The 17584-nt window shown below is 68.4% G+C and carries 22 protein-coding genes; 17 read left to right on the forward strand and 5 right to left on the reverse strand.

Annotation, left to right across the window (positions count from 1 at the left end; all coding sequences use genetic code 11):
* The first annotated feature begins 31 nt into the window (after window positions 1-31).
* Window positions 32-217 carry a hypothetical protein gene (locus KIT25_11670; protein ID UYN97549.1) on the forward strand — a complete coding sequence of 62 codons (186 nt, stop codon included), beginning with the start codon at window positions 32-34 and terminating at the stop codon, window positions 215-217.
* Here the strand turns inward: KIT25_11670 and KIT25_11675 are convergent.
* The 5 genes from KIT25_11675 to KIT25_11695 form a co-directional block, all read right to left on the reverse strand.
* Window positions 214-1185 (reverse strand): hypothetical protein, encoded by a 972-nt coding sequence (locus tag KIT25_11675; protein UYN97550.1) that lies wholly within the window; start codon window positions 1183-1185, stop codon window positions 214-216. The genes KIT25_11670 and KIT25_11675 overlap by 4 nt on opposite strands.
* Window positions 1182-2219, reverse strand: a complete 1038-nt coding sequence (locus KIT25_11680) for a hypothetical protein (GenBank protein ID UYN97551.1) — start codon at window positions 2217-2219, stop codon at window positions 1182-1184. The genes KIT25_11675 and KIT25_11680 overlap by 4 nt, the downstream gene beginning before the upstream one ends.
* Entirely contained in the window at window positions 2216-2386 is a 171-nt protein-coding gene (locus tag KIT25_11685; GenBank protein UYN97552.1) for a hypothetical protein, read from the reverse strand. The genes KIT25_11680 and KIT25_11685 overlap by 4 nt, the downstream gene beginning before the upstream one ends.
* Window positions 2387-2452: 66 nt before the next feature.
* Entirely contained in the window at window positions 2453-2734 is a 282-nt protein-coding gene (locus tag KIT25_11690; protein UYN97553.1) for a hypothetical protein, read from the reverse strand.
* Between the two features lie 9 nt (window positions 2735-2743).
* Entirely contained in the window at window positions 2744-3562 is an 819-nt protein-coding gene (locus KIT25_11695) for an FAD-dependent oxidoreductase (protein UYN97554.1), read from the reverse strand.
* 135 nt (window positions 3563-3697) lie between these two features.
* Between KIT25_11695 and KIT25_11700 the strand changes: the two genes are divergently transcribed.
* The 16 genes from KIT25_11700 (at window position 3698) to KIT25_11775 (ending at window position 17565) form a co-directional block, all read left to right on the forward strand.
* Window positions 3698-4612, forward strand: a complete 915-nt coding sequence (locus KIT25_11700; GenBank protein UYN97555.1) for a branched-chain amino acid ABC transporter permease LivH — start codon at window positions 3698-3700, stop codon at window positions 4610-4612.
* Window positions 4613-4637: 25 nt separating this feature from the next.
* Window positions 4638-6038, forward strand: a complete 1401-nt coding sequence (gene livM / locus KIT25_11705) for a high-affinity branched-chain amino acid ABC transporter permease LivM (protein ID UYN97900.1) — start codon at window positions 4638-4640, stop codon at window positions 6036-6038.
* Entirely contained in the window at window positions 6035-6841 is an 807-nt protein-coding gene (locus KIT25_11710; protein UYN97556.1) for an ABC transporter ATP-binding protein, read from the forward strand. The genes livM and KIT25_11710 overlap by 4 nt, the downstream gene beginning before the upstream one ends.
* Window positions 6834-7547: an ABC transporter ATP-binding protein gene (locus tag KIT25_11715; GenBank protein ID UYN97557.1), complete on the forward strand. Its 714-nt coding sequence runs from the start codon at window positions 6834-6836 to the stop codon at window positions 7545-7547. The genes KIT25_11710 and KIT25_11715 overlap by 8 nt, the downstream gene beginning before the upstream one ends.
* Window positions 7544-7909 (forward strand): hypothetical protein, encoded by a 366-nt coding sequence (locus KIT25_11720; GenBank protein ID UYN97558.1) that lies wholly within the window; start codon window positions 7544-7546, stop codon window positions 7907-7909. Before KIT25_11715 ends, KIT25_11720 begins: the two co-directional genes overlap by 4 nt.
* 49 nt (window positions 7910-7958) lie before the next feature.
* Window positions 7959-9071 carry a branched-chain amino acid ABC transporter substrate-binding protein gene (locus tag KIT25_11725; protein ID UYN97559.1) on the forward strand — a complete coding sequence of 371 codons (1113 nt, stop codon included), beginning with the start codon at window positions 7959-7961 and terminating at the stop codon, window positions 9069-9071.
* 162 nt (window positions 9072-9233) lie between these two features.
* The gene (gene rpiB / locus KIT25_11730) at window positions 9234-9683 is read left to right on the forward strand and encodes a ribose 5-phosphate isomerase B (GenBank protein ID UYN97560.1); all 450 of its coding nucleotides are present in this window, start codon (window positions 9234-9236) and stop codon (window positions 9681-9683) included.
* A complete protein-coding gene (locus KIT25_11735; protein UYN97561.1) occupies window positions 9680-10987 on the forward strand; it encodes a serine hydroxymethyltransferase in 1308 nt (435 codons plus the stop codon). Before rpiB ends, KIT25_11735 begins: the two co-directional genes overlap by 4 nt.
* A gap of 33 nt (window positions 10988-11020) precedes the next feature.
* Entirely contained in the window at window positions 11021-11485 is a 465-nt protein-coding gene (gene nrdR, locus KIT25_11740; GenBank protein ID UYN97562.1) for a transcriptional regulator NrdR, read from the forward strand.
* Window positions 11486-11492: 7 nt separating this feature from the next.
* Window positions 11493-12572 (forward strand): bifunctional diaminohydroxyphosphoribosylaminopyrimidine deaminase/5-amino-6-(5-phosphoribosylamino)uracil reductase RibD, encoded by a 1080-nt coding sequence (ribD, locus tag KIT25_11745; GenBank protein UYN97901.1) that lies wholly within the window; start codon window positions 11493-11495, stop codon window positions 12570-12572.
* A gap of 9 nt (window positions 12573-12581) precedes the next feature.
* On the forward strand, window positions 12582-13184 hold the full coding sequence (locus KIT25_11750; protein ID UYN97563.1) for a riboflavin synthase: 603 nt from the start codon (window positions 12582-12584) through the stop codon (window positions 13182-13184).
* Complete coding sequence (gene ribB, locus KIT25_11755) at window positions 13181-14332, forward strand: 3,4-dihydroxy-2-butanone-4-phosphate synthase (protein UYN97564.1); 1152 nt, start codon at window positions 13181-13183, stop codon at window positions 14330-14332. The genes KIT25_11750 and ribB overlap by 4 nt, the downstream gene beginning before the upstream one ends.
* 54 nt (window positions 14333-14386) lie before the next feature.
* Window positions 14387-14812, forward strand: a complete 426-nt coding sequence (ribH, locus tag KIT25_11760) for a 6,7-dimethyl-8-ribityllumazine synthase (GenBank protein ID UYN97902.1) — start codon at window positions 14387-14389, stop codon at window positions 14810-14812.
* Window positions 14809-15288 (forward strand): transcription antitermination factor NusB, encoded by a 480-nt coding sequence (nusB, locus tag KIT25_11765; GenBank protein UYN97565.1) that lies wholly within the window; start codon window positions 14809-14811, stop codon window positions 15286-15288. The genes ribH and nusB overlap by 4 nt, the downstream gene beginning before the upstream one ends.
* Before the next feature lie 5 nt (window positions 15289-15293).
* Entirely contained in the window at window positions 15294-16262 is a 969-nt protein-coding gene (gene thiL, locus KIT25_11770) for a thiamine-phosphate kinase (GenBank protein ID UYN97566.1), read from the forward strand.
* A 70-nt stretch (window positions 16263-16332) separates the two neighbouring features.
* On the forward strand, window positions 16333-17565 hold the full coding sequence (locus tag KIT25_11775; GenBank protein ID UYN97567.1) for an MFS transporter: 1233 nt from the start codon (window positions 16333-16335) through the stop codon (window positions 17563-17565).
* Window positions 17566-17584: the final 19 nt, after the last annotated feature.

Below are 17584 nucleotides of genomic sequence, written 5' to 3' on the forward strand. Positions count from 1 at the left end.
CGTGCGTTGTCTTTCTTCGATGGAGGTGACGATGCTCGGTACGCGAAAGACCATTCCCCTGTGGCGCAAGCGGCGGCTCAACTTCCTGACGCTCGAGCGCGCGCTGAAGTCGGCGGCGACCGATGGCCCTACCGACGCCGAGCGTGCGGCCATCGTCCGCAAGGCCGACAGCCGTCGAAGCGGCGCGGCCAGGCGCCGGGTCGGGCACTCCGCCTAGAGTTTGCGCGTGACGGTTCGCGAGCCGCCGCCCCAGATCGGCAGGAAGGCCATCTTGTAGCCGGCGCCGCCGGTCACGACGGGATGGATGGCGTCGGGGGCACTGGCGACGTCGTCGCCCTTGTCGAACAGGTATCGCTGGACGCGCGCGATGTCCCACGCATCGTGCCGTGCGATCTTCTCGGCCAGTTCGAGCGGCAGCAGCAGGACCTGCTCACCGCGCTGGTTCTTCCGGCCCTGTCCCGACATGACGATCTCGGCGCGCATGCCGGCGGCGACCGGGTCGAGGATCGCCTCGGGCGTCGCACCCTCGCCGTCGCCGGGAAGCACTTCCGCCGTGCCCGAGATTCCCATCACCGTGATGGCGCTCACGTCGCGGCCGAGGCCGCGGCGTTCGGCCAGCGAGGGGAAGGGGCCGTCGTCGCGCTCGGCGAAGCAGAAGGTGTACTTGCCGGGCTGGCCCATGGTCGCCATGTCGCCGACGTCCGACCGCGCCCCGCCGATGTTGCGGATGACGAGCTGCAGCGCGCGGCCGATACCGGCGTTGGCGCGATTGCCGGGGCCGATGCAGTTGGTGGCGGCGTTCATGCCGAGCCGCCGCACGATCGGGCCATGCACGCAGAGCGCGACGCAGGCCGACCCGGTGGTCGTGGCGATGCCGAGGATGTTGAAGTCGGGCTCGAGGATCGCTTCGGCGGCCGCCATCACCACCGGCAGCTCGGCCGGCCGGGCGCCGGCGATGACACACTGATAGGCGACGGCGTCGGCCGTCAGCTCGCCGAACATCGGCGGCAGGGCGCCTCTCGCCGCGGCGCGATCGGCGACGCCCGCGACCATCGCGTCGAGCCGGCCCCGGGTCGGCGGGACCAGCGGCAGGCCGTCGCTCAGCTCGGCGTCGGTCAGGATTTGCTGGGCAGTCTCCCAGCCGGCCGTCTCCTCGACGATCGGCCAGCCGCACCACTCCATCATGTGGCGATGCGGACGCAGGCGACCGTGGTGCCGCCGAACGAGGGAATGAAGGCCGAATGCTTGCCGGGCCCGCCCGCTACGGTGATGTGGATGTCCTGCGGGCTGCGGCCGATCGTCAGCCAGTCGCCCTCGGGCGGATGGCCCGTGCTGGCGTAGGTCTCGAGATTTTCCTTCGAGACGCGCGAGACATGCACCCGCGAACGCTTCCACAGTTCCTCGCGGATGCTGTCGATGGTGTAGCCGTCGCGCTTCAAGGTGGCGGCATGCTCAGGCCCGATGATGACGAAGCTCGGGCCCTTGCCGTAGATCGTGTTGGCGCCCGGCGTGGCCATGCCCCCGGCGAAGGTCGTCAGCAGGCCGTCGCCGGTCGTGCTGCCATGGTCGTTCAGATTGTGCGGGCCCTCTCCCGACATCACCGTCACCACCGAATCGCCCGGCGCGAAGCCGCGCTGGACGTGGTACGGCGTCCAGGGATTCTCCTCCTCGTTCTCGCCGAAGCAGAAGGTGTACTTGGCCGGGTTGCCCTGGGTGGAGCGATCCATCTCGCCCGGCTTGGCACCGGCGACATTGATCAGCATCAGGCCGACCGCGCGGCCGATCGTGGCGTTGGCGCGCCAGCCCTGGCCGAAGCAGTTGGAGCCGCAATTGATGTCGAGGGTCCGCCGCAGCGGACCGCTCACCATGATCATCGGCGCGCAGGAGTGCGTCGTGGCGAGCGTGCCGTGCAGGTTGTACTCGGGGTCGAGCAGGCCGCGCAGCGCCGCCGTGACGACCGGGAAGTATTCCGGCTTGCATCCCGCCATGACGGCGTTGGCCGCCAGGGCCTGCACGGTCGGCACGATCTGGCGGGGCGGCACGGGCGGGTAGGGGCGATTGTCGCCGCGCACCACCTCGACGAACCTCGCCACCTTCTCCTCGGTCGGCACGTAGAGCGGCATGCCGTCGCTCCAGCCCTGCTGGATCGCGAAGTCGTTGAAGGTCTCGGCATCCATCTCCGGCAGATCGATGACTTCCTGGTCGGCGATGTCCTTCATTTTGCGATGGCCTCGGTCAATCCCCTGGTCGCCGTCTCGATGCGCTCACGCAACTCGTCCGCGTTGAGGCCGCCGATCGGGTGCTTCACCACGATGAGCTTGGGTTCGACCTTGCGCGCCTTCGCCTGGGCGAGGACGAGCGGCTTGAAGGTTTCGGTGGCGATCACGTAGGCCGTGATGCCCTGCTTCTCGAGTTCGATGCTGTCGTGGAAACTCCACGATGAACAGCTCCCTCAATCGGCTATCGCCAGAAGCGCCCCTCGGTAGTTGGCGGCGATCTTCTCGATCAGGTCCTTCGGTGCCGGCTGGCTGGCGCTGTTCTTGGCCTCGAACGTGATGTTGTCGGTGGGCCGCGTGCCGGCGAGCTTGGCCCTGATGCCCTCGAGCAGCTCGCGCGCGTTGGGCTTGGAATTCGACACCAGCGCGATGGCGTCCGTCGCCCAGTTCACCGGCTTGAGCGCCACGGACGGTCCGCCTGCGGCGGCGAGGCCGAACGTCGGGTTGATGATGCGCATGGAACCTCCTCAGTCTCTCTTCAACGCCGCGACGATCGCCTCGGCGGCACGCCGGCCGTCGGCCAGGGCCTCGACCAGCATCGACCGCGACCCGGCTCTCACGTCGCCCGCGGCAAACGCGGTGGGTGAGGAGGCGCGGCCCGTTTCATCGACAACGATATGCCCTGAGGCGTCGCGCGCAAGCGAATCCGGCAGGAATTCCGCAGCGGGGCTCTGGCCGACATAGACGAACACCGCGCGCGCCGGAATGGACTTTCGCGCGCCGCCCGATTCGACGACCACGGACTGAAGCCCGTCGTCCCCCTCCAGCGCGACGATCCGGTCGCTGGCGGGGTCGAGCACCGTCACCCGTCCGGCGACCGCCTCGAGCTCGCGGGCTTCCTGGGCGGCCCAGCCCTCCCGGCCGGCGACGATCACCGGCTGACCGGCATAGAGCGGGCCATCGCAGGCCGCGCAATGCGACAGGCCGCGACCCTCGAAGGACTCTTCCTCGGGGAGGCCGAGGCGACCCTTGTTGAGACCGGTGGCCACGACGATCGCCTTCGCGACGTGGTGCTCGCCGTCGGTCGTCTCGATCGTCCACGGGCCGTTCCCCGAAATACCCGACACTTCGCCGAAGCCGATTTCGGCGCCTGCCGACATGGCTTCGTCGGTGAGGCGTGCGGCGACGTCGGCACCGGTGCCGGCCTCGGCGGTGTCGTGCAGTTCGCCCAGATTGATCAGGGCACCGCCCGGCGCGAGCTTGTCGAGGGCAAGGCACCTGAGGCCGGCGCGCGCGAGCGCGGTCGCGGCGGAAAGTCCGGCCGGCCCGGCGCCGATCACGATCACGTCGTGGGTCGTCTCGGACATACGAGGTTTCCTTTCCTGGCTCGGCGCGTGCGAGTTGTCCCGTGGCGGGCGGTGGACGGCTTGCCCGTCCTGTGCGAACCGTCGTAGGTCGCTCGGCAGGGGGAAGGCAAGCGCATGGCGTACTTCACGCAGCAATTGATCAACGCCATCACGCTCGGCGCCATCTACGGCCTGATCGCCATCGGCTACACGATGGTGTACGGCATCATCGGCATGATCAATTTCGCCCATGGCGAAATCTTCATGATCGGCGCCTTCATCTCCCTGATCGGCTTCATGATTTGCGGCCTGCTCGGGATTTCCTCGGTACCCGTGGCCATCCTGCTGGTGCTGCTGATGGCGATGGCCTTCACGGCGGTCTACGGCTGGGGAGTCGAACGGGCGGCCTACCGGCCCCTGCGGGGCTCGTTCCGGCTGGCGCCGCTGATTTCCGCGATCGGCGTCTCCATCGTGCTGCAGAACTACGTGCAACTGACCCAGGGGGCGCGACCCAAGCCGGGCGGACAGATCGTTTCCGGCGGCTTCAGCCTGTTCAGCGCCGACGGCTTCGACGTGCGCGTGAGCTGGCTGCAGATCGTCATCGTCGTCGTGACGGTTGCGCTGATGGCGGGGTTCACGTGGATCATCGCCAGGACGCGGCTCGGCCGCCAGCAACGTGCCTGCGAGCAGGACATGAAGATGGCGGCGCTGCTGGGCGTGAACGTCGACCGCACCATATCGCTCACCTTCGTCATGGGCGCGGCCCTCGCCGCCGTCGCCGGCATGCTGTTCCTCATGTATTACGGCGTCATCGACTTCTTCATCGGCTTCCTTGCCGGCATCAAGGCCTTCACGGCGGCGGTGCTGGGCGGCATCGGCTCGCTTCCCGGCGCCATGCTCGGCGGCCTGCTGATCGGCCTGATCGAGGTCTTCTGGGCGGCCTACTTCTCGAGCGAGTACAAGGATGTCGCGGCTTTCTCCATCCTGGTCCTGGTGCTGATCTTCCGTCCCACCGGCCTGCTCGGCAAACCGGAGATCGAGAAGGTCTGACGGCATGGGCGCACGTCTGCCGGCCATGCTGAAGGACGCCGGCCTCACGGCCTTCGTCGCGGCGGCCCTCGGCATCTTCATCGTCGGCTTCCGCACGGTCGACGTGGGCGCCCGCACGGGGCTGGGCTTCGACTACCAGTTCGTCGACCTCGCCGTCGCGGTGTTCACCATCTTCGTCGGCCGCATCGGCCTGTCGCTCGCCTCGACCGGCCTGCGATGGCCCGCCTTGCTGCTCGGCGTCGTGCTGATCGCAGCAGCCGCCGGCCCGCTGACCTTGCCGTCGACGTTCCTGCACTGGTTCGTCGCGCTGGGCGGCGTGCTGATCGTGCTGCGGGCGATCTGGCCGTGGGCCAACGAGACCGTGGCGAACGTGGGCCGCACACAACGCGGCCGGACTGCCACGCGCGTCGGCGCCAAATGGGCCGGCTGGCTGATGCTCGGGGCGGCCGTGGCGTTGCCGGCCTTTCCGTTCGCCGACCAGAAGACCATGGATCTCAGCGTGCTGATCCTCACCTATGTCATGCTGGGCTGGGGATTGAACATCGTGGTCGGCCTCGCCGGGCTGCTCGACCTCGGCTACGTCGCGTTCTACGCGGTCGGCGCCTATTCCTACGCCCTGCTCAGCACGCAGCACGGGATGGGTTTCTGGACCGTGCTGCCGATCGCCGGGATGATCGCGGCGGCCTTCGGCATCATCCTCGGGTTCCCCGTGCTGAGGTTGCGCGGAGATTATCTCGCCATCGTGACGCTCGGCTTCGGCGAGATCATCCGGCTCGTCATCCTCAACTGGGTCGACCTGACGAGCGGCCCGGCCGGCATCGGCTCGATCCCCGGACCGACCTTCTTCGGCGCGGTGTTCGCCGAGAACGCCCCGGCAGGCGAGCAGACCTTCTCGGAAATGATGGGCATTCCGTTCGATGCCAAGCATCGCCTGATCTTTCTCTACTACATCATCCTCGCTCTCGCCCTGGTGACCAACCTGTTCGCCCGGCGGCTTCGCCGTCTTCCGGTCGGTCGTGCCTGGGAGGCGTTGCGTGAGGACGAGACGGCCTGCCGGACTCTCGGCATCAACCCGACCAACACCAAGCTCACGGCATTCGCCATCGGCGCGATGTTCGCCGGTTTCGCCGGCTCCTTCTTCGCCGCCAAGCAGCGCTTCATCAGTCCGGAGAGCTTCGTCTTCATCGAATCGGCGATCATCCTGGCGATCGTCGTGCTCGGCGGCCTGGGCAGCCAGATCGGCGTCGTGCTGGCGTCGATCCTGCTGATCGGCCTGCCCGAATGGTTCCGCGATCTCGGCCAGTACCGCATGCTCGCCTTCGGCGGCGCCATGGTGCTGATCATGGTCTTCCGCCCCCGCGGGCTGATCGCGCACCGCGAGCCGACCGTGCGCCTGCACGGCGCCGGGCAACGGGACGGCCCATGACCCGGCCGCTCATCGAGGTCGAACACCTGACGATGCGCTTCGGCGGCCTCGTCGCGGTCGACGACGTGTCCTTCACCGGCCAGCCGCGCCAGATCACCGCCATCATCGGACCGAACGGCGCCGGCAAGACCACCGTCTTCAACTGCATCACCGGCTTCTACAAGCCGACGGTCGGCCGCCTCACGCTGCGCGGCGACCGGGAGTATCTTCTCGAGCGCATGCTCGGCCACGAGATCGGCCAGCGCGCGCGCGTCGCCCGCACGTTCCAGAATATCCGGCTCTTTCCCGGCATGACGGTGTTGGAGAACCTGCTGGTCGCCCAGCACAACAAGCTGATGCGGGCGTCGGGCATGAGCATCTACGGCCTGCTGGGCCTCAGGCGATTCGAAGAGGCCGAGCGCGCGGCGGTCGACATGGCGCGCGGTTGGCTGGACCGGATTGACCTGCTGGCCGACGCCGACCGGGCGGCCGGCGAGCTGCCCTATGGCGCGCAGCGGCGGCTCGAGATCGCCCGCGCCATGTGCACCGAGCCCCGCCTGCTCTGCCTCGACGAGCCGGCGGCGGGCCTCAATCCGCGCGAGTCGCACGAGCTCAACGCCCTGCTGGTGTCGATACGCGACCGCGACGGCGTGGGCGTGCTGCTGATCGAGCACGACATGAGCGTCGTCATGAAGATCTCGGACCACGTCGTGGTCCTCGACTACGGCCGCAAGATCGCCGAGGGCGCGCCGGCCGACGTGCAGCGCGATCCCGCCGTCATCAGTGCCTACCTCGGAACCGCGGAGACCGGTCCCGATGCTTGAGGTCAGGGGCGTCACCACGTTCTATGGCGCCATCCAGGCGCTGCATGGCGTCGACCTCGACGTCGCCCGCGGCGAGATCGTCACCCTGATCGGCGCGAACGGAGCGGGAAAATCGACGCTCCTGATGACGATCTGCGGCAATCCGCGGGCGCGCGGCGGCACGATCAGGCTGGACGGCGAGGACATCGCCGCCCTGCCGACGCACGAGATCGTCCGCCGGGGCGTCGCCCAGGTGCCGGAGGGACGGCGCATCTTCCCGCGCATGAGCGTCTTCGAGAACCTGCAGATGGGCGCCACGCTGGGCGACCCGTCGACCTTCGACGCCGACCTCGATCGCGTCTTCGCCATGTTCCCGCGGCTGGCCGAGCGCCGCGAGCAGCGCGGCGGCACGTTGTCGGGCGGCGAGCAGCAGATGCTGGCGATCGGACGGGCCCTGATGAGCCGGCCGCGCCTGCTGCTGCTCGACGAACCGTCGCTCGGACTGGCGCCCTTGATCGTGCGGCAGATATTCGAGGCGATCGGCCGGATCGCGCGCGAGGAGGGGGTGACGATCTTCCTGGTCGAGCAGAACGCCTTTCACGCGCTGCGCCTGGCCGATCGGGGCTACGTCCTCGTCAACGGGCGGGTGCGGATGAGCGGGCCGAGCAAGGAGCTTCTCGCCAACGCCGAAGTGCGCGCGGCCTATCTCGAAGGCGGCCACGCATGAGCGACTTCGACATGTTCATGTTCGACTGGTTCGGCGACACATTGTTCAATGTCGTTCTGTTCAATCTCGTCCTGATCGGCCCCGCCTCGTTCGCCACCGGACACGCCATCGCCATCACCTGGCGTCATTGGGCCAAGCTCGTTTTCTACACCGCCCTTCTGGCGGGAGGCGGCGTGCGCTTTCTCGACTATGCGCTGGCCGGCGGCGAACTCTGGTCGGTCGGCGGCTTCCTGCTGGCATGGGCCGTTCAGTTCGCCATCGCGGCGCTGGGCTATCGGCTCGCCAAGGCGCGGCAGATGGTTCGGCAGTATCCCTGGCTCTACCGGCGCAAAGGCTTGCTGGGCTGGGAGGAGCGGCACTAAGGTTGCAACCGATCTCTACGCTGGTGGAGAGACAACGAGGGAGACTCGAATGGGTAGGATTTTCGGTGCGCTTGCCGTGGCGGCGGTCGCCGTGGCGGCCACGCCGGCGTTGGCGCAGATCAAGATCGGATCGGCGGGACCGATGACCGGCCAGTATGCGGCGTTCGGCGAGCAGCTCCGGCGCGGCGCCACCATGGCTGTCGAGGAGATCAACGCCGCGGGCGGCGTCAACGGCCAGAAGCTCGAACTGGTGATCGGCGACGACGCGTGCGATCCCAAGCAGGCCACCGCGGTGGCGAACAAGATGGTGTCCGACAAGGTGGCGTTCGTCGCCGGGCACTTCTGCTCCGGCTCGTCGATCCCGGCCTCCGACATCTACAAGGAAGCGAAGATCCTGCAGATCTCGCCGGCCTCGACCAACCCGAGGCTCACCGACGACGCCTTCAAGAAGGGCAATACCACGGTGTTCCGCACCTGCGGCCGCGACGACGTGCAGGGCGTCACCGTCGGCGGCTACATCAACAAGTATCACAAGGGCAAGCGCGTCGCGATCCTTCACGACAAGACGCCCTACGGCAAGGGCGTCGCCGACGAGACCAAGAAGGCGTTGAACAAGGGCGGCACGCGTGAGGCCATGTACGAGGCCTACAACGACACCGACAAGGACTTCACTGCGCTCATCAACAAGATGAAGCAGGCCAAGATCGACATCATCGTGCTGGGCGGCTACCACACCGCCGGTGCCCTCATCATCAAGCAGTCGCGCGAGCAGGGCCTGATGGCCCAGATGATCGGCTTCGATTCGCTCGAGACGGCCGAGTTCGCCCAGCTCGGCGGCGCGGCGACCAACGGCGTGCTGATGTCGTTCCCGCCCAAGGCGGAGGACGATCCGAAGAACGCCGCCCTGGTCAAGAAATTCCGCGACGCCAAGTACAACCCCGAGGGCTACACGCTGTTCAGCTACGCCGCGGTCAAGGTCTGGGCCGACGCCGCGAACAAGGCGAAGTCGCTCGACTCGGCCGCGGTCGCCAAGGCGCTGCGGACCGGCAAGTACGATTCCGCCGTCGGCGTGCTCGAGTTCGACGAGAAGGGTGACATCAAGAACGCGGTCTACGACATCTACGTCTGGAAGGACGGCAAGTCCTACGTCTCGACGAAGTAGTCGTCGTTCAGGTCCGACGGGAAGGGCCCGGCGCAAGCCGGGCCTTTTTCATCGTGGAATCAACCTCTTGTAGCGTCCCTCCATCATGTAGGGCAGCCGTGACACTGTGGCCCCCGATATGGTATCGGGGGGCTCAACAGCTAGAGGGGATCGATCGGCGACATGGCAGGCGCCACCATCGCAGTCGCGTCGGATCATGCCGGGTTCGACCTGAAGGAAGTGCTCAAGCGGGACCTGCAGGCGGCGGGGCACGCCGTGCTCGATCTCGGCACGGATTCCGCGGCGTCGGTCGACTATCCGGACTTCGGTGCCGCGATGGCCGACGCCATCGCCTCGGGCCGGGCGCGGCGCGGCGTGCTGGTGTGCGGGACCGGGATCGGCATCTCGATCGCCGCCAACCGACATCCCAAGGTGCGTGCCGCGGTGGCCCATGACGTGACGTCGGCCCGCCTGTCGCGCGAGCACAACGACGCCAATGTCGTTGCCTTCGGTTCGCGCCTCATCGGCCCGGAGACGGCCCGCGAGGCGCTGAAGGTCTTTCTCGCCACCGAATTCGAGGGCGGCCGGCACGTCGGCCGCGTCGCCAAACTGTCGAAGGAGCCCACCCGATGAGCAATGCCGCCGCACGAGTGCCGGACGCCACGAGTTCGCTGTTCGACAGGGGACTGGCGCAGAGCGATCCGGCCGTCGATGCGGTGCTGAAGGGCGAACTGCATCGGCAGCGCGAGCAGATCGAGCTCATCGCCTCGGAGAACATCGTCTCGCGCGCCGTGCTCGAGGCGGCGGGCTCGGTGCTGACCAACAAGTACGCCGAGGGCTATCCGCGCCGCCGCTACTACGGCGGCTGCGAGGAAGTCGACAAGGCCGAGGACCTGGCGATCGAGCGGGCCTGCAAGCTGTTCGATTGCAGCTTCGCCAACGTGCAGCCCCATTCGGGCGCGCAGGCCAACCAGGCGGTGTTCATGGCGCTGCTGCAGCCCGGCGACAAGTTCCTCGGCATGGCGCTCGACCAGGGCGGCCACCTGACGCACGGCTCGCCCGCCAACCAGTCGGGCAAGTGGTTCAAGGTCGTGTCGTACGGCGTGAAGCCCGACACGCACCTGATCGACTACGAGCAGATGGAGGAGGTGGCGCGTCGGGAGAAGCCGAGGCTGATCATCGCCGGCGCGTCGGCCTATTCGCGCCACATCGACTGGGCGCGCTTCCGCAAGGTCGCCGACGAGATCGGCGCCTGGTTCATGGTCGACATGGCGCACTATGCCGGCCTGGTCGCGGCCGGCGTCTACCCGAGTCCGCTGCCGCACGCCCATGTCGTCACCACCACGACTCACAAGACGCTGCGCGGCCCGCGCGGCGGCATGATCCTCTCGACCGACGCCGACCTCGGCAAGAAGATCAACTCGGCGGTGTTCCCCGGCCTGCAGGGCGGGCCGCTGATGCACATCATCGCCGCCAAGGCGGTGGCGTTCGGCGAGGCGCTGCGGCCGGAATTCAAGGTCTACGCCCAGAACGTCGTCGACAATGCGCGCGCGCTCGCCTCGTCGCTCACCGAGCGCGGCCTGAGGATCGTCTCCGGCGGCACCGACAGCCACGTGATGCTGGTCGATCTGCGGCCGAAGAAGGCGACCGGCGTCGCCGCCGAGAAGGTGCTCGACCGCGCCGGCATCACCGTCAACAAGAACAGCATCCCGGGCGATCCGGAGAAATACACCGTCACGTCGGGCGTGCGGCTCGGCTCGCCGGCCGGCACGACGCGCGGCTTCGGCGTCGCCGAATTCCGGCAAGTCGGCCACCTGATCGCCGACGTGCTCGACGGCATCGCCCGCAACGGACCGGAGGGCGACGCCCAGGTCGAGGCGCAGGTGCGCGCCAAGGTGCACGATCTTTGCGTTCGTTTTCCGATCTACCGCGACTGAACAAGCGCCAAGTCAGAAAAACAGGGGGACGAGATGCGCTGTCCATTTTGCGGTCACGAGGACACCCAGGTTAAGGACTCGCGACCGACCGACGACAACTCGGCGATCCGCCGGCGGCGCTACTGCCCGTCGTGCGGCTCGCGCTTCACCACGTTCGAGCGCGTGCAGTTGCGCGAGCTCACGGTGGTCAAGAAGAACGGCCAGCGCGTCCAGTTCGACCGCGACAAGCTCGCCCGCTCGATCACCGTCGCCTGCCGCAAGCGCCCGGTCGATCCCGAGCGCATCGAGCGCGTCGTCAACGGCATCGTCCGCCGGCTCGAGAGTTCCGGCGAAAGCGAGATTCCGTCGACCCAGATCGGCGAGCTGGTGATGGACGCGCTGCGCGCCCTCGACCCGGTGGCGTACGTCCGTTTCGCCTCGGTCTATCGCAACTTCCGCGAGGCCAAGGATTTCGAGGAGTTCATCTCCGACCTCGCGGAGACCAACCTGAAGGACTGACGCCATGATGCGCGCGGCGCTCGCCCTGGCGCGCCGCTCGCTCGGCCGCACATGGCCCAACCCCGCCGTGGGCTGCATCGTCGTCAGGGACGGGCTCGTCGTCGGACGCGGTCGCACGCGCGACGGCGGCCGCCCGCACGCCGAGGTCGACGCGCTCGCGATGGCGGGCGGAGCGGCGCGCGGCGCCACCGTCTACGTGACCCTGGAACCCTGTTCGCACGTCGGCAAGTCGCCACCCTGCGCCGACGCGCTGATCGAGGCCGGCGTTGCCAGGGTCGTCTCGGCGATGGACGACCCCAATCCGCTCGTCGACGGCAAGGGGCATGCGCGGCTGCGGGCGGCCGGCATCGCGGTCGAGGTGGGCGAGCGCGCCGCGGAAGCGACCGAGATCAATGCCGGCTTCTTCCTGCGCGTGCGGGAAGGGCGGCCGCTCATCCATCTCAAGCTCGCCACGACCCTGGACGGCCGGATCGCCACCGTTTCGGGCGAGAGCCGGTGGATCACCAACACCGCGGCGCGCATCATGGGCCAGCGGCTGCGCGCCACGCACGACGCGATCCTGATCGGTGCGGGGACGGCGGCTGCCGACGATCCCGAGCTGACCTGTCGTCTGCCGGGGCTCGCGGGCTATTCGCCGGTGCGCGTCGTTCTCGATTCCAGAGCACGGTTGTCGCCCGGTTCGCGGCTCGCCACCTCGGCGGAGCAGGTGCCGGTGTGGCTGATCTGCACGCCGACCGCCCCCGCCGCCGCACGCCAGGCCTTGCGCGACCAGGGCGTGGAGATCATAGAGAGCCCGGCCGGCCCGGACGGCTACGTCGACGTGGGCGTCGCCTTGCGCGAACTCGGTACGCGAGGGATCACGCGGGTGCTCGTCGAAGGCGGCGGCGCGGTCGCGGCTTCTTTCCTGAAGGCCGGCCTGGTCGATCGCGTCAGCGCCTTTCGGTCGGGCCTGCTGCTGGGGGCCGACAGCCGCTCTGCGGTCGGCGATCTGGGCATCGCGCGGCTCGATTTCGCGCCCCGGTTCGCGCTGGTGTCGCGCAAGGTCGTGGACGGCGACACGCTGGAAACCTGGCGGCGCGGGGCATAGGTACGAAGCATGTTCACGGGCATCGTCACGGACATCGGCGAGATCGTCTCCGTCGCCGCGGGAGGAAAGAAGGACGATCGCCGCTTCACCGTGCGCACGCGTCACGACCTCGCCGCAGTGCCGATCGGCGCCTCGATCGCCTGCTCGGGCTGCTGCCTGACGGTGATCGACAAGGGCGCGGACTGGTTCGCCGTCGAGGCATCGGGCGAGACTCTCGCCAAGACCCATCTCGGCGACTGGAAGCAGGGCACGCGGCTCAACCTCGAATTGTCGCTCAAGGTCGGCGACGAACTCGGCGGTCACCTGGTCTATGGCCATGTCGACGGTGTCGGCCGGGTCGCCGCCATGACGCCGGACGGCGGCAGCGTGCGCTTCGTCTTCGAGGTGCCCGCCGATCTGGCGCGTTTCGTCGCGGCCAAGGGCTCCATCGCGGTCGACGGCGTCTCGTTGACCGTGAACGAGGTCGAGGGCGACCGGTTCGGCGTCAACGTCATTTCCCACACCCGGGCGGTCACGACGCTCGGCCAGGCCACGGTCGGCCGGCGCGTCAACCTTGAGGTCGATATGCTCGCGCGTTACGTTGCGCGACTGCTGGAGCACGGAAAGTCATGAGCGCGCTCGAAAAGGACGCTTGGCGGATCACCTTCTCGGAGGTGAAGGCGGCGGCCGAGGACATCATCGAGGAGGCCCGCAAGGGCCGCATGTTCATCCTGGTCGACGACGAGGATCGGGAGAACGAGGGCGACCTCGTGATACCGGCGCAGTGGGCCACGCCCGACGCCATCAACTTCATGGCCAAGCATGCGCGCGGATTGATCTGCCTGGCGCTGACGCGCGAGCGCGTCGAGCAGCTCGGCCTGCCGCTGATGGCGCAGAACAACGGCACGCGCCACCAGACCGCTTTCACCGTCTCGATCGAAGCGCGCGAGGGCGTGACCACGGGCATCTCCGCCGCCGATCGGGCGCGCACCGTGGCGGTGGCGATCGACCCGTCGCGTGGGCCGCAGGACATCGTCACCCCGGGGCACGTGTTCCCGCTGGTCGCCCGCGACGGCGGCGTGCTGGAGCGCACCGGCCATACCGAGGCGGCGGTCGACCTGGCCCGTCTGGCCGGGCTGATGCCGGCCGGCGTGATCTGCGAGATCATGAACGACGACGGCACGATGGCCCGTCGCAACGACCTGATCACCTTCGCCCAGCGCCACGGCCTCAAGATCGGCACGATCTCCGATCTCATCGCCTATCGACGCCGCTACGATTCGATCGTCAGGCGGCTGAGCGAGAGCACCTTCAAGAGCATCTACGGCGGCGACTTCCGCTGCGTGATCTACGTCAACAAGGTGACGATGGCGCAGCACATCGCGCTGGTGAAGGGCGATCCGGCGGCCGGCGGCCCGGTCACCGTTCGCATGCACGCCGTCAACATCTTCACCGACGTGCTCGGCCAGCGCGACACCGGCCGCGGCGGCGAGATCGAAGCCTCGATGGAGCTGATCGCGGGCGAGGGCAAGGGCGTCCTCGTGCTGATCCGCGAACCGCCGACGGTGATGCTGTCGGAGCAGCGCAGGCGCAGCGGCGAGGCGATCCAGCCGGCGGGCGGAGAACTGCGCGACTACGGCGTCGGCGCCCAGATCCTGATCGACCTCGGCGTCAAGGAAATGGTCCTGCTCACCAACAGCAAGAAGAGCATCGTCGGACTCGAGGGCTTCGGCCTCAAGGTGGTCGGACAGAAGCCCGTGCCGTCGCGCGCCGCGCCGTAAGCCATGTCGACACGCACCGAAAATCCGACCGTGCGGCCCGCCGTCGACGGCGTGATGGGAGCGCGCATCCTGATCGTCGAATCGCGCTACTACGCCGACATCGCCGACGCGCTGATCGCCGGCGCCGAGCGCGAGATCGCGAAGAGCGGCGCCGTGTCCGAGCGCATCGTCGTGCCGGGGGCATTCGAGATCCCCGGCGCCATCGCGCTGGCGGCCGACCGGTACGACGGCTTCGTGGCGCTGGGCTGCGTCATTCGCGGCGAGACGACGCACTACGACTATGTGTGCGGCGAGAGCGCGCGTGGACTGATGGACCTCACGATCCGGGACAAGCTCGCCATCGGCTACGGCATCGTCACCGTGGAGACGAGAGCGCAGGCGGAGGCGCGGGCCTTCGTCGAGCGCGGCGACAAGGGCGGCGATGCCGCCCACGCCTGCCTCGCCATGGTGGCGCTCGGCCGACGCTGGCGGAAGGCGTGAGCGCCGAGCCGACATCCGCGCCGTCGACCAGCCGCCGGCAGGCCGCCCGGCTGGCGGCGGTGCAGGCGCTGTATCAGTGGCAGGAAGGCCAGCACGGCCCGGCCGAAATCGTCGAGCAGTTTCTCAGTGTGCGCACGGGAGAGGCGGGAGAGGGCGGCATGCGTCGCGATGCCGACCGTCCGTTGTTCAAGGACGTCGTCGAGGGAGCGGCGTCTCACAAGGATGCGCTGCAGGAGCTGGTGTCCGCGGCGCTGTCGCAGGACTGGACCTGGAACCGGATCGACCGCCTGGTCCGGGCGATCCTGCTCGCCGGCGCCTACGAGCTGGTGCACCGTCGCGACGTGCCGCCACGGGTCGCGATCAACGAGTATGTCGAGATCGCCCATGCGTTCTACGACCAGGGCGAGCCGACCTTCGTGAATTCCGTGCTCGATCGCGTCGCGCGCCAGGAGCGCGCGTCCGAGTTGTCGAGATAGCCGGCATGGCGCGGCGCCGGCGGATCGGCGAGTTCGACCTCATCGCGCGGTATTTTGCGCCCCTCGCGCGCTCGTTCGCCGGTGCCGGCGGCCTGACGAGCGACAATGCGTTCCTGCCCGCCGACCCGCGCCACGACCTCGTGGTCAAGACCGACACCATCGTCTCGGGCATCCATTTTCTCGCCGACGAGCGGCCCGATCTCGTGGGCGCCAAGGCATTGCTGGTGTGCCTGTCCGATCTTGCCGCGGGCGGCGCCACGCCGTTCGTCTATCAGCTCGCGCTTTCGCTCGGGCGCGGTTGGCGAGAGCAATGGGTGGCAGGCTTCGCGCGCGGCCTGGCGAAGGTGCAGCGCGAGCACGGCATCGTGCTCTGCGGCGGCGACACGACCGGGACTCCCGGTCCGACCACGGCAACCGTGGCCGCCTTCGGCCGAGTGGCGTCGGGGAAGGGCCTGCGGCGCGACGGTGCGCGCGCCGGCGACGAGCTTTGGGTGACGGGAACGGTGGGCGACGGGGCGCTCGGCCTGTTGGCGGCGAAGGGTCGCGTCGATGCACCCGGTCTCGAGCGGCGCTACCGGCAGCCTCGACCGCCGACCGCACTCGGGCCGCGGCTGGTGGGAGTTGCCGGCGCGACGGCGGACATTTCCGACGGATTGCTGGCGGATGCCGGGCACATCGCCGACGCCTCGGGCGTTGCGGTGAGCATCGAGCGCGAGCGTGTGCCGCTGTCGGCCGCCGCTCGACGGCTCGTGAGATCGGATCCCTCCCTGTGGGCCAACGTCGTGGGCGGGGGCGACGACTACCAACTGCTCATCGCGCTGCCGCCTCGACGGCGCGCGGCGCTGCTCGCATCGGCTCGGTCGGCCGGAGTGAAGGTGACCCTCATCGGCGGCTTCGGTGCGGGCGAAGGCGTCGACCTGACCGTGAAGGGACGCCCGGTCCGCGCCCCACGAAAAGGCTATGTCCACTTCTGAACACATGGCAGCACTGCGTATCCCTTATTTTCTTGGGAGGCAGGAGCCGGGCGACTAGATTGCCCGCCCCATGGACGGAACGACCAAGGCGGAAGAAGCGCAGGCGCTCGCGGGCGGGCCGATGCCGCGCCGTGCCTTGCGCAACATCGCCTTGCTGGCGGTGTGCCAGGCGCTCACGCAGAGCAGCAACACCCTGATGTTCGCGTCGTCCGCGCTCGCCGTGCTGACCATCGTCACGCCGGACATGCGGATGTGGGCCAACCTGCCGGTGACCATGCAGCATTTGGGCGTCATGCTCTCGGTCTTTCCGGCGTCGATGCTGATGATGCGGCGCGGCCGCAAGCTCGGCTTTCGCGTCGGCTCGACGATGGGAATGGTCGGCTCTTCGTGTGCCGCCCTCGGGCTGGGACTCGCCAGCTTTCCGCTGATGTGCCTCGGCGGCCTGTTGCTCGGCTATGCCATCGCCAACATGCAGTTGTATCGCTTCGCCGCGGTCGAACTCGCGCCCGGCCATTTCCGCGCCCAGGCGATCTCCTACGTCACGGCGGGCGGCGTGCTCGCCGGCGTCCTCGGCCCGACCCTGGCGCGCTTCACGCCCGATCTCTGGTTGCCGACCTTCCAGGCGAGCTTCGTGGCGGTCATCGTCGTCCATGCCGTCGTGTTCGTCGTGCTGGGCTTCATCGAGTTCCCGCGCGTGAAGGCGGAAGACGCAAGCGGCCCACAACGTCCGCTTCTCGAGATCGTCACCCAGCCGACCTACATGGTGGCGGCCGCCGGGGCGATGATCGCGTTCGGCGTGATGTCGTTCGTCATGGCCGCGTCGCCGCTCGCCATCGTGCAATGCGGCCTCGACAAGACCGAGGCCCCGGTCACCATCTTCGTGCACGTCATGGGCATGTTCGTGCCGGCCTTCTTCACCGGTCATCTGATCTCGCGCTTCGGCGTCTTCAACGTGATGATCGCCGGGATCGCGCTCCTGGTGGCCGGCGTGATCGTCGCCCTGATGGGTCTCACCGAGTGGCACTTCAGGGCCGCGCTCGGTCTCAACGGCGTCGGCTGGAACTTCCTGTTCGTCGGCGCCACGACATTGCTGACCACGACCTATCGCCCGTCCGAGCGGGGCAAGGCGCAGGCCTTCAACGATTTCGCCGTGTTTGGAACGACATCGGCGGCGAGCCTGATGGCCTCCATCGTGCTCGAGCTCAACGGCTGGGCCGTCCTGAACTACATCGCGCTCACGCTCGTCTGCATCGCGCTGCTCGTCATCGGCGGCTTCCGGATCTGGTACCCCGGCCGCGTCTGAGTCCGGAGGACCGGACGCC

The organism is Enhydrobacter sp. (genome assembly GCA_025808875.1).
GTDB lineage: Bacteria > Pseudomonadota > Alphaproteobacteria > Reyranellales > Reyranellaceae > Reyranella.

Excerpts from the sequence above, each read along its gene's own strand:
- KIT25_11670 (UYN97549.1), top strand. The coding sequence starts at position 32 with ATGCTCGGTACGCGAAAGACCATTCCCCTGTGGCGCAAGCGGCGGCTC.
- KIT25_11675 (UYN97550.1), bottom strand. The coding sequence starts at position 1,185 with ATGATGGAGTGGTGCGGCTGGCCGATCGTCGAGGAGACGGCCGGCTGG.
- KIT25_11680 (UYN97551.1), bottom strand. The coding sequence starts at position 2,219 with ATGAAGGACATCGCCGACCAGGAAGTCATCGATCTGCCGGAGATGGAT.
- KIT25_11690 (UYN97553.1), bottom strand. The coding sequence starts at position 2,734 with ATGCGCATCATCAACCCGACGTTCGGCCTCGCCGCCGCAGGCGGACCG.
- KIT25_11700 (UYN97555.1), top strand. The coding sequence starts at position 3,698 with ATGGCGTACTTCACGCAGCAATTGATCAACGCCATCACGCTCGGCGCC.
- livM (UYN97900.1), top strand. The coding sequence starts at position 4,638 with ATGCTGAAGGACGCCGGCCTCACGGCCTTCGTCGCGGCGGCCCTCGGC.
- KIT25_11710 (UYN97556.1), top strand. The coding sequence starts at position 6,035 with ATGACCCGGCCGCTCATCGAGGTCGAACACCTGACGATGCGCTTCGGC.
- KIT25_11715 (UYN97557.1), top strand. The coding sequence starts at position 6,834 with ATGCTTGAGGTCAGGGGCGTCACCACGTTCTATGGCGCCATCCAGGCG.
- KIT25_11720 (UYN97558.1), top strand. The coding sequence starts at position 7,544 with ATGAGCGACTTCGACATGTTCATGTTCGACTGGTTCGGCGACACATTG.
- KIT25_11725 (UYN97559.1), top strand. The coding sequence starts at position 7,959 with ATGGGTAGGATTTTCGGTGCGCTTGCCGTGGCGGCGGTCGCCGTGGCG.
- rpiB (UYN97560.1), top strand. The coding sequence starts at position 9,234 with ATGGCAGGCGCCACCATCGCAGTCGCGTCGGATCATGCCGGGTTCGAC.
- KIT25_11735 (UYN97561.1), top strand. The coding sequence starts at position 9,680 with ATGAGCAATGCCGCCGCACGAGTGCCGGACGCCACGAGTTCGCTGTTC.
- nrdR (UYN97562.1), top strand. The coding sequence starts at position 11,021 with ATGCGCTGTCCATTTTGCGGTCACGAGGACACCCAGGTTAAGGACTCG.
- ribD (UYN97901.1), top strand. The coding sequence starts at position 11,493 with ATGCGCGCGGCGCTCGCCCTGGCGCGCCGCTCGCTCGGCCGCACATGG.
- KIT25_11750 (UYN97563.1), top strand. The coding sequence starts at position 12,582 with ATGTTCACGGGCATCGTCACGGACATCGGCGAGATCGTCTCCGTCGCC.
- ribB (UYN97564.1), top strand. The coding sequence starts at position 13,181 with ATGAGCGCGCTCGAAAAGGACGCTTGGCGGATCACCTTCTCGGAGGTG.
- ribH (UYN97902.1), top strand. The coding sequence starts at position 14,387 with ATGGGAGCGCGCATCCTGATCGTCGAATCGCGCTACTACGCCGACATC.
- thiL (UYN97566.1), top strand. The coding sequence starts at position 15,294 with ATGGCGCGGCGCCGGCGGATCGGCGAGTTCGACCTCATCGCGCGGTAT.
- KIT25_11775 (UYN97567.1), top strand. The coding sequence starts at position 16,333 with ATGGACGGAACGACCAAGGCGGAAGAAGCGCAGGCGCTCGCGGGCGGG.